The 13,001-nt window shown below is 50.1% G+C and carries 14 protein-coding genes and 3 tRNA genes; 12 read left to right on the top strand and 5 right to left on the bottom strand.

Features of this window, described 5'->3' with window-relative positions:
* Positions 1-29: 29 nt before the first annotated feature.
* Positions 30-752, top strand: coding sequence for a transcriptional regulator SdiA (gene sdiA / locus ACSEMK_RS13945; protein ID WP_087860520.1), 723 nt, complete (start codon positions 30-32; stop codon positions 750-752).
* Between the two features lie 68 nt (positions 753-820).
* On the opposite strand, the gene ACSEMK_RS13940 is transcribed toward sdiA, so the two are convergent.
* Complete coding sequence (locus ACSEMK_RS13940; RefSeq protein WP_015365908.1) at positions 821-1,045, bottom strand: DUF2594 family protein; 225 nt, start codon at positions 1,043-1,045, stop codon at positions 821-823.
* 465 nt (positions 1,046-1,510) lie between these two features.
* On the opposite strand from ACSEMK_RS13940, the gene uvrY reads away from it, so the two are divergent.
* From uvrY to ACSEMK_RS13900, 8 genes are all read left to right on the top strand, one after another.
* Positions 1,511-2,167 carry a UvrY/SirA/GacA family response regulator transcription factor gene (gene uvrY / locus ACSEMK_RS13935; protein ID WP_087860521.1) on the top strand — a complete coding sequence of 219 codons (657 nt, stop codon included), beginning with the start codon at positions 1,511-1,513 and terminating at the stop codon, positions 2,165-2,167.
* Positions 2,164-3,996: an excinuclease ABC subunit UvrC gene (gene uvrC / locus ACSEMK_RS13930; protein ID WP_087860522.1), complete on the top strand. Its 1,833-nt coding sequence runs from the start codon at positions 2,164-2,166 to the stop codon at positions 3,994-3,996. The genes uvrY and uvrC overlap by 4 nt, the downstream gene beginning before the upstream one ends.
* Positions 3,997-4,053: 57 nt before the next feature.
* Positions 4,054-4,602 carry a CDP-diacylglycerol--glycerol-3-phosphate 3-phosphatidyltransferase gene (gene pgsA, locus ACSEMK_RS13925; protein ID WP_045390257.1) on the top strand — a complete coding sequence of 183 codons (549 nt, stop codon included), beginning with the start codon at positions 4,054-4,056 and terminating at the stop codon, positions 4,600-4,602.
* Positions 4,603-4,753: 151 nt separating this feature from the next.
* A tRNA-Gly gene (locus ACSEMK_RS13920) sits at positions 4,754-4,829 on the top strand.
* 40 nt (positions 4,830-4,869) lie between these two features.
* Positions 4,870-4,943, top strand: a tRNA-Cys gene (locus ACSEMK_RS13915).
* A gap of 13 nt (positions 4,944-4,956) precedes the next feature.
* Positions 4,957-5,043, top strand: a tRNA-Leu gene (locus ACSEMK_RS13910).
* Positions 5,044-5,341: 298 nt separating this feature from the next.
* Entirely contained in the window at positions 5,342-5,908 is a 567-nt protein-coding gene (locus tag ACSEMK_RS13905; protein ID WP_087860523.1) for a DUF805 domain-containing protein, read from the top strand.
* Between the two features lie 119 nt (positions 5,909-6,027).
* Positions 6,028-6,696, top strand: a complete 669-nt coding sequence (locus tag ACSEMK_RS13900; RefSeq protein ID WP_015705973.1) for a YecA family protein — start codon at positions 6,028-6,030, stop codon at positions 6,694-6,696.
* Positions 6,697-6,721: 25 nt separating this feature from the next.
* On the opposite strand, the gene tyrP is transcribed toward ACSEMK_RS13900, so the two are convergent.
* A complete protein-coding gene (tyrP, locus tag ACSEMK_RS13895; protein WP_113373557.1) occupies positions 6,722-7,933 on the bottom strand; it encodes a tyrosine transporter TyrP in 1,212 nt (403 codons plus the stop codon).
* 193 nt (positions 7,934-8,126) lie between these two features.
* Between tyrP and ACSEMK_RS13890 the strand changes: the two genes are divergently transcribed.
* On the top strand, positions 8,127-8,366 hold the full coding sequence (locus tag ACSEMK_RS13890) for a YecH family metal-binding protein (protein WP_047037243.1): 240 nt from the start codon (positions 8,127-8,129) through the stop codon (positions 8,364-8,366).
* Positions 8,367-8,401: 35 nt separating this feature from the next.
* Here the strand turns inward: ACSEMK_RS13890 and ftnA are convergent, their stop codons facing one another.
* Positions 8,402-8,899 carry a non-heme ferritin gene (ftnA, locus tag ACSEMK_RS13885; protein WP_015365960.1) on the bottom strand — a complete coding sequence of 166 codons (498 nt, stop codon included), beginning with the start codon at positions 8,897-8,899 and terminating at the stop codon, positions 8,402-8,404.
* Positions 8,900-9,283: 384 nt separating this feature from the next.
* Here ftnA and ACSEMK_RS13880 point away from each other — a divergent pair, with 384 nt between their 5' ends.
* Positions 9,284-9,922, top strand: a complete 639-nt coding sequence (locus tag ACSEMK_RS13880) for an RpiB/LacA/LacB family sugar-phosphate isomerase (RefSeq protein ID WP_113373558.1) — start codon at positions 9,284-9,286, stop codon at positions 9,920-9,922.
* A gap of 44 nt (positions 9,923-9,966) precedes the next feature.
* Here ACSEMK_RS13880 and ACSEMK_RS13875 read toward each other — a convergent pair whose 3' ends face one another.
* Positions 9,967-11,391, bottom strand: a complete 1,425-nt coding sequence (locus ACSEMK_RS13875) for an MFS transporter (protein WP_430914555.1) — start codon at positions 11,389-11,391, stop codon at positions 9,967-9,969.
* Positions 11,392-11,518: 127 nt separating this feature from the next.
* On the opposite strand from ACSEMK_RS13875, the gene ACSEMK_RS13870 reads away from it, so the two are divergent.
* Positions 11,519-11,770 carry a DUF2766 family protein gene (locus ACSEMK_RS13870; RefSeq protein WP_015365964.1) on the top strand — a complete coding sequence of 84 codons (252 nt, stop codon included), beginning with the start codon at positions 11,519-11,521 and terminating at the stop codon, positions 11,768-11,770.
* A 56-nt stretch (positions 11,771-11,826) separates the two neighbouring features.
* Here the strand turns inward: ACSEMK_RS13870 and ACSEMK_RS13865 are convergent, their stop codons facing one another.
* Entirely contained in the window at positions 11,827-12,330 is a 504-nt protein-coding gene (locus tag ACSEMK_RS13865; RefSeq protein WP_032711938.1) for a non-heme ferritin-like protein, read from the bottom strand.
* Positions 12,331-13,001 lie beyond the last annotated feature (671 nt).

Genomic DNA, 13,001 nt, shown 5'->3' with positions numbered 1-13,001 from the left:
ATTATCAATCAGGGGTTATTTGGTAGGTTATGAGGGACATTGATTTTTTCAGCTGGCGGCGGGAAATGCTGCAACAATTCCAGTCAACTCATGATGGGGATTCGGTTTATAACCTGCTCCAGCAGCAAACAGAGGCTCTGGAATACGACTACTACGCACTCTGTGTGCGCCATCCGGTGCCTTTTACGCGCCCGAGACTCACGCTGCAATCAACTTATCCTCAGGCCTGGATGTCTCATTATCAGGCAGAGAATTATTTTGCTGTTGATCCCGTATTGCGCAGAGAAAATTTTCTTCGTGGGCATTTACCGTGGAATGACCAGCTCTTTTGTGATACGCCGGAATTATGGAACGGCGCGCGCGATCATGGTTTAAATAAAGGTGTGACGCAGTGTCTTACCTTACCAAATCATGCGCTGGGATTCTTATCGGTTTCTGCAAAAAATACGCAACCGGGTCCTTATCAGGAGGACGAATTAGAATTACGCCTGAGAACGCTCACCGAACTTAGCCTGCTGGCGTTGCTGCGCCTGGAGGATGAGATGGTAATGCCGCCGGAGATGAAGTTTAGCCGGCGCGAGCTGGAGATTCTCAAATGGACCGCGGAAGGGAAAACTTCGGCCGAGGTGGCGATGATATTGTCTATTTCAGAAAATACGGTCAATTTTCATCAGAAGAATATGCAGCGCAAATTTAACGCGCCCAACAAAACGCAAATCGCCTGTTATGCCGTCGCAACAGGATTAATTTGAGCGAATCATTCGTTCTGCGTGTCAGACGTGAAACCGGCTGTCAGTGATAACTTTCAGCCGGTCCTTTCTTACTGACGGTAAGCTTGTTTAATTTGCTTAACGGTGCTGGAGAATACGGCAGCCTGAGCCTCATCTTCCATCTGCGCGATTTGTTTTTCCATTTTAATAATCACGCGGCCTGCGTCCGCCTGGCCCATAGCCTGAAGCATTAGCGTCAGTAGCGCTTTCAGGCAGGAGACTTCCTGCGCCAGTTGCTGATTATTTTCTGCAGTGGAAAAATCTGGTGTGCTCATCGATATCCTCGTTTGCTATCGGCGCTGTTGCGCAATACTAAATGTTAAGGCGGCGCAGTATACCACAAGCAGTAGAAAAAAAAGGAGCGTGTGATTTATGTTCCTGGCGTCGGGCGCTGAGCGGTTAAATTTACTGAATAATATCTGTTCATCTTAACGGTCGTCGTTAATTTTTGCCGCGGTTTTTGGGATAAGTTAATTATTGTTACATCCTTCGAAACGTATTTATCTGCGGGCTGTTCTGTTGCTTTTTTTGCTCCTTCTGTAGGGCGAATGTTAAAAAAGAAACATAATCCAACTATATGTTCTGTATAGGTTTCCACCTGGTGTGGAGACAAATTGCCATAAATGGGAGAGAAATCTTCTCCAGGACACTTTTTGGGCTTTTAAAGTTACGATAAAACCCGGTAATATATGTGAGATAAACTATCAGTAGCGTTATCCCTAATTCTGGAGATTATTCCTTTGATCAACGTACTTCTTGTTGATGACCACGAACTAGTGCGCGCAGGGATACGACGCATTCTGGAAGATATAAAAGGGATTAAAGTTGTCGGTGAGGCCTGCTGCGGCGAGGATGCCGTGAAGTGGTGCCGTGCGAATCCTGTGGACGTGGTCCTGATGGATATGAACATGCCGGGTATCGGGGGGCTTGAAGCAACGCGTAAAATTGCGCGCGCTATTGTCGATACCAAAGTGATCATGTTGACCGTACATACTGAGAATCCGCTGCCTGCTAAGGTCATGCAAGCTGGCGCCGCCGGTTACTTAAGTAAAGGCGCAGCCCCGCAGGAAGTGGTCAATGCGATTCGTTGCGTTGCTTCGGGTCAGCGTTACATCGCTTCCGACATCGCCCAACAGATGGCGCTCAGTCAAATTGAACCGGAAAAAACGGAATCGCCGTTTGCCAGTTTGTCTGAACGCGAATTGCAGATTATGCTGATGATCACCAAGGGCCAAAAGGTCAATGAGATCTCAGAACAGTTAAACCTGAGTCCCAAGACGGTGAATAGCTATCGTTACCGAATGTTCAGTAAACTAAACATTCATGGTGACGTGGAGCTAACTCACCTGGCAATTCGCCATGGCCTGTGCAATGCGGAGTCGTTAGCAAGTCAGTGAGTGATGTTTTTGACGCAAAAGCTTTCCTCAAGACGGTTACCAGCCAACCGGGCGTTTATCGTATGTATGATGCCGGCGGTACCGTCATTTATGTTGGTAAAGCTAAAGACCTGAAAAAGCGGCTTAGCAGCTATTTTCGCAGCAACCTGGCTTCGCGTAAAACCGAGGCTCTGGTGGCGCTGATCGCGCAAATTGACGTAACCGTTACCCATACCGAAACGGAAGCGTTATTGCTTGAGCATAACTACATCAAGCTATATCAACCACGTTACAACGTGCTGCTGCGCGACGATAAATCTTATCCTTTTATTTTTCTCAGCGGCGACACCCATCCGCGACTGGCGATGCACCGCGGTGCTAAACACGCCAAAGGCGAATATTTTGGTCCGTTCCCTAACGGTTACGCAGTTCGCGAAACGCTCGCGCTGTTGCAAAAAATCTTCCCCATTCGCCAGTGTGAAAACAGCGTCTATCGCAACCGTTCGCGTCCTTGTCTGCAATATCAAATCGGTCGTTGTTTAGGGCCGTGCGTCGCCGGGCTGGTGAGTGAAGAAGAGTATGAGCAGCAGGTAGAATACGTAAGGCTGTTTCTCGCGGGCAAAGACGACCAGGTATTGACGCAACTGATTTCCCGGATGGAAAAGGCCAGCCAGGCGCTGGAATTTGAAGAAGCCGCCCGTATTCGCGATCAGATCCAGGCGGTACGCCGGGTGACTGAGAAACAGTTCGTTTCCAATACCGGCGACGATCTGGATGTTATCGGCGTGGCTTTTGATGCCGGAATGGCCTGCGTGCATGTGCTGTTTATTCGCCAGGGCAAGGTGCTTGGTAGCCGCAGTTATTTCCCGAAAGTTCCGGGTGGTACCGAGTTGGGTGAGGTCGTGGAAACCTTCGTGGGGCAGTTCTACCTGCAGGGCAGCCAGATGCGAACCTTACCGGGGGAAATTTTACTCGATTTCAACCTGGGCGATAAAACCCTTCTTGCCGATTCGCTTTCCGAACTGGCCGGTCGTCGGGTGAATGTGCAGACCAAACCCCGCGGCGATCGCGCGCGCTATTTGAAACTGGCGCGCACCAACGCCGCCGTCGCGCTGACCACCAGGCTTTCACAGCAATCAACGGTCAGCCAGCGTTTGCAGGCCCTGGCGACGTTGCTGAAACTGCCAGCTGTAAAGCGGATGGAGTGTTTTGATATCAGCCACACCATGGGGGAGCAAACCGTCGCTTCCTGTGTGGTGTTCGATAGCAATGGTCCGCTGCGGGCAGAATACCGCCGCTATAACATTACTGGTATTACCCCTGGTGATGATTACGCGGCAATGAATCAGGTGTTACGCCGCCGCTACGGTAAAGCTATAGAAGAGAACAAAATCCCTGACGTTATCCTGATCGACGGTGGTAAAGGCCAGCTTGGCCAGGCCAAAGCCGTTTTTGCCGAACTGGACGTACCGTGGGATAAAAATCATCCTCTGCTACTGGGGGTGGCGAAGGGGAGCGATCGTAAAGCCGGGTTGGAGACCTTATTCTTTGAACCAGAAGGCGAGGGCTTTAGTCTGCCGCCGGATTCTCCTGCTTTACATGTTATCCAGCACATTCGCGATGAATCGCACGATCATGCTATCTCAGGGCACCGTAAAAAACGGGCGAAAGTGAAAAGTACCAGTACTCTTGAGACGATTGAAGGCGTTGGCCCGAAACGCCGACAGATGTTGTTGAAGTATATGGGCGGTCTGCAGGGTTTGCAGAAGGCCAGTGTAGAAGAAATTGCGCAAGTACCGGGTATATCTCACGGACTGGCAGAAAAGATCTTCTACTCGTTGAAACATTAGGGGCTCTGTAGCACCATAGGGCTAATTTACACTTACAACATATAGTTACCTGTTACCATGCAATTTAATATTCCGACGTTGCTCACTCTGTTTCGCGTTATTCTGATACCGTTTTTCGTGCTGGCGTTTTATCTGCCTTTCAGCTGGGCACCTTTCGTTTGCGCGTTAATTTTCTTTGTGGCTGCCGTTACCGACTGGTTCGATGGCTATCTGGCGCGTCGCTGGAACCAAAGCACGCGTTTTGGCGCTTTCCTTGATCCAGTGGCGGATAAAGTAATGGTGGCGATTGCCATGGTGCTGGTTGCCGAACACTACCACACCTGGTGGGTGACATTGCCGGCAGCGACGATGATCGCGCGTGAAATTATTATTTCTGCTCTGCGCGAGTGGATGGCAGAGCTGGGTAAACGCAGCAGCGTAGCCGTATCATGGATTGGTAAAGTGAAAACGACAGCTCAGATGGCGGCGCTGGTCTGGATGCTGTGGCGGCCGAATATGTGGGTGGAGTGGGCAGGTATCGTTCTGTTCATGGTTGCTGCGGTGTTGACGCTGTGGTCAATGCTGCAATATTTGAACGCTGCACGCGGCGATTTGCTTGAACAGTGATCGTTTCGACGCAAATTTCAGCAAACGAGACGAAGTTGCGAAAAATACCGTTGACTCACCGCGTGAGATAAGTAGAATGCAACGCATCGAACGGCGGCACAGTCTTCCAGACGATAACAAAATCAAGTGATTACCTAATCTACTTGATGATGCGGGAATAGCTCAGTTGGTAGAGCACGACCTTGCCAAGGTCGGGGTCGCGAGTTCGAGTCTCGTTTCCCGCTCCAAATTGAAAGCATCGGCAGTAGCGGGTGTTTAGGTATTAAAGGCGCGTTAGCAAAGCGGTTATGTAGCGGATTGCAAATCCGTCTAGTCCGGTTCGACTCCGGAACGCGCCTCCACTTTATATCCCGAGCCCGGATGGTGGAATCGGTAGACACAAGGGATTTAAAATCCCTCGGCGTTCGCGCTGTGTGGGTTCAAGTCCCACTCCGGGTACCATTGGGATAAAGTAGAATAATCAAAGCAATAAGCAGTGTCGTGAAACCACCTCCGGGTGGTTTTTTCATTTCTGAATTGTCCTTTTTTGACATCCTTCCCACCAGCCGAGTTAGGCTTTGAGCGCTATAAATCGGTCATGAATACGCTGAAATCTACCGCGTTTCCCTTACCTATTTTTATCAGGAAATTTGCAAACCATTTAAGGTAATATATCACTGACGTTAATGTTAACGCTGTATTGATATCCTTTGGGTATGTGACGCCTTAATGGCAATGATAATTATATATGAGGGATCTTATGGCCACGTTGCTTGAAAGCTACGGGAACTGTTTTCGAAAATACGCCACTTTCCGCGGCCGCTCCGCGCGCCAGGAATATGTGGTTTTTACCATTGCTAACTTTATATTGTCCGCGATCCTGGGATTGATCCCCGTCGTTGGCGGTATCTTCGGGTTAATTATTATCATTCCGGGGATCGCGGTTGCGGTGCGTCGTTTGCACGATCTCAACAAATCCGGCTGGTGGTTGCTGGCGCCCTACGGCATTATGCTGATCGGTCTGATTGGTATTGCCGCTACCGTCGAAGAGGGCAGAGCCGCAGTATGGGTATGGGTGATCGCGCTGGGCGGCCTGGCCGCGTTGATAATGTCGATTTGGATGATTTTCACCCGTGGCACCATTGGCAGTAATCGCTTTGGTGATGAACAGAACGATGACAACAGCGGCGGTAATACGATGGGCAAGAGTTCTGCCGCGGATGATGTCAGAGAGCGCCTGGCACAGGCTAAGAAAATGCTCGATGAGGGCGTTATAAGCGCAAGTGAATACGAAGTGATGCGTGCTAATATCATTAAAGATATGTAATTGATGCGCCGCCGGGTCTGCCGGCGTTAATAAATTCACCTGTGTGAGCGAGAGCGGGTGGTTTTCTCCTCCCATTTTCGCTACTGTAAGCGCCATTTTTCTACCATCATGAGCCTGTAATGAAAACCGGACCCCTGAACGAAAGTGAACTTGAGTGGCTGGATGAGATCCTGTCGAAATATGCCACCGAGGGCGCCATCCTTGATGTCTCCGAACTTGATGGTCTGTTAACGGCTATCTTATCCGGGCCGAGTGAAATCGAACCCGCGCAGTGGCTGCTGGCTATCTGGGGTGGAGCGGATAACGTACCGCGCTGGGCTAACGATCGTGAACGCGATCGTTTCGTCAACCTGACGCTGCAGCATATGAGCGACATCGCCGAACGTCTGGCCGACTATCCGGAGCAATTTGACCCCCTGTTCGGCACCCGCGAGTTTGAAGGCCAGGAGCTGACCATCGTTGAAGAGTGGTGCTTTGGCTATATGCGAGGCGTTGCGCTGTGCGACTGGTCGACGTTACCTGCAGAACTGCAGCCACAGCTCGATGCCATTGCGCTGCACGGAACGGAAGAACGTTTCGAAGCGCTCGATACGCTGACCGCGGATGAATTTGTCGAAAGCGTTGATAGCATCAAGCCCGCTGCGCTGGCTTTATATAATTACTGGATGGAAAATGCTCAGCCGACGGCCGTGCAGCAACCGGTAAGAAATGAGACCAAGGTGGGGCGTAACGATCCTTGCCCCTGCGGCAGCGGCAAAAAGTATAAGCAGTGTTGCTTAGCTAAATAAAAAAGGGGCCAAATGGCCCCTTTTGTTATCCCACCGCGGGGAGTAATCCCGCCACAATGCCGAATTGAATGGCCACAATCGCCACTCCACAGCCCAATACCAGCCATAGCGCAATCGAGCCGCCCGGTACACGCCATGTCGCCTGCGGGTGCAGTTTTCGGCTCTTCATTACCAACAATGATGGCAGCATCAGCGCCAGTACGGCGAGCGCCACGCCGGCGTACCCCAGCGCCATCACGAAACCTTGCGGATAAAACAGGGCGAACGCCAGCGGCGGCAGGAAAGTGATGACGCCGCTCTGAACACGCCCGGCAGGCGTATTTTTACGTTGGAACAAATCAGCAAGGTAATCAAACAAACCCAGTGCGACGCCGAGGAAAGACGTCGCCAGGGCGAAATCGGCAAACAGATGTACCGCCACCTCTACATGCGGCGAGGCGACAACATCGCGGATCGCTGCCAGTAGGCCGTTCAGGCCGGAGTTCTTCGCCAGCACGGCGGTAAAGGCCGGAGAGTCAATGCTGCCAAGCGTGGCGAGTTGCCAGAAAATATAGGCGACCAGCGGAATAAAGCTACCGATGATAAACACGCGGCGCAGTTTGCGAATATCGCCATTCAGGTAGCTAACGATGCTGGGAATACTACCGTGAAAACCAAACGAGGTGAAAATCACTGGAATAGCGGATAGCGCCAGGCCCTGCTGTAGCGGCAGCGTCAGAAGATTTATCTGGTGAATATGGGGCAGCAGCAGCACCAGCATCACCGCGAGGAAGATAATTTTGGCGCTAAATAAAAAGCGGTTAAACAGATCGACCAGAGAAGTACCGATGCACACCACCGCGCCGCCAATGCCGGTAAAGAGCAATACGCCAGCAGAAGGCGGTAGGCTCCAGTTCAGCCACTGATTAAGACTGGAGGCCAGCAGCTCTCCAGCGCCGCTGATGTAGGCCGCCGTTAGCGCATACATCAGAAACAGCATACAGAAACCGGTAATCCATTGACCGTAACGGCCGAGATAGCGTGCCGCCAGTGAGCCTAATCCCATATCCGCAGGGACATGTTGATAAACTTCCAGCAGCAGCAGGGCGGTGTAGCACATCAGCGCCCACAGCGAGATCAGTAATACCAGGGTGACGCCAAAACCGACTCCCGCTGAAGCGAGCGGCATCGCCAACATACCGGCGCCAATGGTGGTACCGGCAACGATTAAAATACTACCCAGAGTGCGGTTCTTCACGCTTTTCTCTATCTATGAAGGAATGAACGAATAATTATGTCGCGCAGAGTATGTGAAATGAGTGATTTCGTCAAATGATGGTTACAAGTGGTGTAATTATATCTTTACATTTATGGGAGAGCAGAAAAGGCTGCGTTGGCGCAAAGCCGCCAGGCGCATGCTGATATATGCTGCACGCTTTACAGGAGGAGTTATGTCATCTATTCATGGTCATGAAGTACTGCAGATGATGATCGCATCGGGCGAGTCGTACAGCGTTGCCAGTCTCGAAGCGGCCATTAAGAGACAATTTGGCGAAGATGCCCGCTTTCACACCTGTTCGGCGCAGGATTTGGACGCGGCGCAACTGGTGACGTTTTTGCAGCGGAAAGGAAAATTCATCGCAGTTGAAGAGGGTTTCAATACCAGCGAGAGTAAAATTTGCCGTCATTGAGCGCGCGGCGGCCGGGGAGGCCGCCGCTGTGGGAATTAGTTTTGCGTATCGAGGGTTGCCAGTTCTTTATCGATAAAGTACAAGCCTTCACCGCTTTTACCGGCAAGGGTCAGTTTATCAATAACAGATTTGAATAATTTCTCTTCTTCATGCTGTTCTGCTACGTACCATTGCAGGAAATTAAAGGTCGGGTAATCCTGGTTGGTCATTGCCGCATGCGCCAGTTCATTAATTTTTTGCGTAATTAACTGTTCATGTTCATAGGTCTGGCGGAACAGTTCATCCAGCGAAGCATATTCGGCAAACGGCGAACTAATGGCATTAATGCGCGGCAGGCTGCCGGTATCGGTCAAATAGTCGAACAGGCGCTGCATGTGCGTCATTTCTTCCTGCGCGTGGCGGCGGAGAAAGGCGGCTGCACCTTCAAAGCTATGGTAGCTGCACCATGCGCTCATCTGCTGATAAAGCAAAGAAGAATAAAGCTCAAGATTCATTTGCTCATTAAGTTTTTCGATCATTTCTGCTTTCAGCATGGCGTCCACTCCGGAAATAAAGATTAAATCATATTGTGCCATCACTATAATTTGTTAGTAATTTATTTGCAAAAAGTAAATTAAAAAAATCAATTAGTAAAAATGCAAATGGGAATAAAACGCATTGGCAATATAATAATAAATGAGAATGGTTTTAATTTGATATTTATTTCGTAAATTATCGCGCAAAGAGAAACTACAAATATTAAGTGGTGTGAACATGGAACGGTAGGGTCGGGCCGAGCGAGGCTGGAAGTGTGAAGCGTCATGCTTTTTATAAAACACCTTTTCATAAAGTTTGAAAAAGCATTTATGAAGTAGTAGAGTCCTGATAACGCTAACACATATCGGGCAGCGCCCGGACAGTATTCAGGAGAGTTCAGCATGAAAATCGCACTGATGATGGAAAACAGCCAGGCCAGCAAAAATGCTATCATTCTCAACGAGCTTAATGCCGTTGCCGATGAAAAAGGCTTCCCGGTTTACAACGTAGGAATGAGCGATGAACAGGATCATCATCTCACCTATATCCATCTGGGTATCATGGCCAGCATCCTGCTGAATTCCAAAGCGGTCGATTTTGTGGTGACCGGTTGTGGAACCGGGCAGGGGGCGCTGATGTCGTTGAACATCCATCCCGGAGTAGTCTGTGGTTATTGTATTGACCCGGCGGATGCCTTCCTGTTTGCCCAAATCAACAACGGTAACGCGTTGTCGCTGCCTTTTGCTAAAGGCTTTGGCTGGGGGGCGGAGCTTAACGTGCGCTTTATCTTCGAGAAGGCCTTCACCGGCCGTAATGGCGAGGGCTATCCGCCGGAACGTAAAGAGCCGCAGGTTCGCAATGCTGGGATTCTGAATAAAGTGAAAGCGGCGGTGGTGAAAGAAAATTATCTTGATACCTTACGAGCTATCGATCCGGAACTGGTAAAAACCGCCGTTTCCGGGCCGCGGTTCCAGCAATGCTTCTTCGAAAACTGCCAGGATAAAGAAATCGAAGCTTTCGTACGCCAGATTATAGGCTAATAGGGCTTTTCAAACAGGCCTGCACCCATCTGCGGGCCTGTTTGTTATGGTCGTGCTTTACTGGATACCGTGCTACCGGCATCTCGCGTAAGTCGCAGCGTATCAATCATCCCTATCAAACAAATCAGCGCGATAAAGACAAACGCCAAACGGAAATCAATTCCCGGTAGCGTCGTCAGGTTAAACCACTCGCTCAACTGTTCACCGATGCGAATGCCGATAGCGCCGAGAGTGATTCCGAGCCCAACCGCCAGCTGTGAAGCGGTGCTGAACAGCGTATTGGCATAACTCATCTGGGCGGAAGGAACGTCGGCAAAAGCGAGCGTACTGACGCCGGTAAATTGGATGGAACGGAACACCCCGCCAAGATAGAGGATCAACATTATCAGCCATACCGGCGTTTGCGGCGTTAATAGCGCGCAGGCAAGTAGCGAGGCGACATTCAGCGCACCGTTAATCAGCAATAAGCGGCGAAACCCCAACCAGCGGATGAGCGGCGTAGTTGCGGGCTTGATAGTGAGATTGCCGACAAAAACGGCCAGCACCAGTAGCCCTGAATGAAAAGCATCCATACCGAACCCTACCTGGAATAGTAGCGGAAGCAGAAACGGGACGGCGCTTATCGAGGCGCGAAATAGTGAACCGCCGTACATGGTTACCCGGAAAGTAGGAACCCGCAGAGCGTCCAACCGTACCATTGGCCAGGCGGCGCGGCGGAAATGACGTAGCGCAAAAGCCATACATCCAATACCCGTCGCCAATAGCGCCAGCGTTTGCCAGCTTTGCGGCTGTTGGTCGCCGAGTCGTTCCATCGCCGCCACCAGGCTTATCATTGCCAATGATGTCGCCACAAAACCGGGTAGATCGAAAGGGCGACGTTCTTCTTCACGGATATTGGGAATGATGCGTAGCGAAAGCGCCATCGCCAGTAGCCCGAGCGGAACGTTAATAAAAAAGATCCAGTGCCAGCTGGCGTAACTGGTAATGAAGCCCCCGAGCGGCGGGCCGATTATCGGTGCGACCAACGCCGGCCAGGTTAGCGTGGCGATTGCTTTGATGAGCTGATCTTTGGGCGTGGTGCGCAACACCGCCAGTCGCCCGACGGGGACCATTAGCGCGCCGCCGACGCCCTGTAGAATGCGCATTGTCACAAAGCTTTCGATGTTGCGCGATAAACCGCAGAAAACGGAGGCGAGGGTAAAAATGGCGAGTGCCAGCGTAAACACTTTCCGCGCGCCGAAGCGGTCGGCAATCCAGCCGCTGGCCGGGATCAGCACCGCGAGGGTGATCAGGTAGGCGCTGATGCCAATATTGAGCGCGACCGCCGCTACGCCAAACTCCTTCGCCATATCAGGCAGGGCGGTAGCGATGACCGTGCCATCGAGAAACTCCATAAAGAAAGCGCCAGCCACCAATAATGCCGGGGCGGAAAAAGCGCCTTTTTTCGGCGTAATTGTTGTTGTACCCATTGATTCGTTGCCATAGCAAAGTGAATAAGTATCTTTGCGGTACGTTTTCTTTTCGCCGCTCCCGCACATGTTTTTTTATCTGGTGCGATTTAGGTTACTATTACGCTCCTGAAAATAGGAGTAAAAAATGTCTCAACCTTTCACTGAACAAGATGAGTTGGTATCCGATGTCGTCGCATGCCAGCTGGTCATCAAACAGATCCTCGATGTGATTGACGTTATCGCCCCGGTCGAGGTGCGCGAAAAAATGGCGACGCAGTTAAAAGCGATTGATTTTGCGAGTAACCCTGCTTCGGCGGATCCGGTGACGCTGCGCGCAGTGCAAAAAGCAATTGCGCTGATTGAGCTGAAGTTTACCCCGCAGGGTGAAGCGCACTAGATTATCTCTGAGAAGTTGATTGCCTGGCCGTTGCAGTCTGAAACGGCCAGATTCAATTAGTGCTGTTGAGGCGAGATGAGATTGAGAAGTCGGCGGTCCGTTTGCTCCATACCGAGCCCGGCTTTATCAGCAGTCCGTATTTCTTCAAGAACGGTTTGTAGTAACAGCCCATCTTGCTGCTGCTCTTTCTCCAGCAGCGTCAAAAAACGCCACGTCGTGTCATCGCGCTGCGCTTTGGCTTCCTGCGCCAGACCGGACAGCATGCTGCTACGTTGCTGATACTCTTCAAGGGTTTTGGCAAACACTTCTTCAAGCGTTGTGCATTGCGGGGGATAGCTTTCATCGGCTTTGACAATTGGCCAGGCGCCGGCCTTTTTCATATAGTCAAAAACCTGCATCATTAACGTCACGCTTGATTGAGCTCGGGTACGCAAGAAGGTGGCGGTGCCGTTGAGACGCTGCTGCGCGCACCATTCGCCTAAATGTAGATAAACATTTGATGCGTGAAACTCGAGATTAATCTGGGTATTTAATTTCTGAACCATTCCTGGAACTGCCATAACAATATCCTTATTTATCCGCATGGGAAGTATGACGCGCTACCATCGCCTCACAGGCGAGTTTTGCAAGCGCAACGCAATAGGCAGGAAATAAAAACGGTGCATTCCATTTGCACGTGACTATTTATTTATATCTGCCGATACATCAAGAATACCCTTAGATGTCGAATAAGAAAACTCTCAACATGCGTTATTTACGATTTGTTACAACATCAGTTTTACTGCTTGTTTTTATTGTCTTTTTTGTGGTTTTTAAATCATAATGAATTGAATTTAAACGGTTATATTTAATAGTTCGTAGAGCTAGTTAATTTGTATTAATGAAGGTGATTTAACGGTAAATTCATATATCGATCATAGCTTATTCATTATTCGGAAATAGCGAGATGATAATGAACTTGTGATAGATCATTTTTTGTTAGAAGTGGAAGAATAACGTATAAGCTGACGGAGAATAGAAGGGTAGAGTAGCCCGGGATGGCGTTAGCGAACCCACAAGGATAAGTCTGCTGGTGATATGGACTATTGTGCCACACATAACGCTAATTGTCTGACAATTAGCGTTTTTTTTATGTCATTTTTTGCTGAATTTATGTACGCAATTACTGTAATTCTGCGGTGTGATGACGCTCTCGTATGGATAAATAATTTCCAGTTAAAACTATTTTAAC

The organism is Klebsiella sp. K-3, from assembly GCF_051207495.1.
Classification (GTDB): Bacteria; Pseudomonadota; Gammaproteobacteria; order Enterobacterales; family Enterobacteriaceae; genus Klebsiella; species Klebsiella aerogenes.
This window is presented reverse-complemented; position numbering and strand designations above follow the sequence as displayed.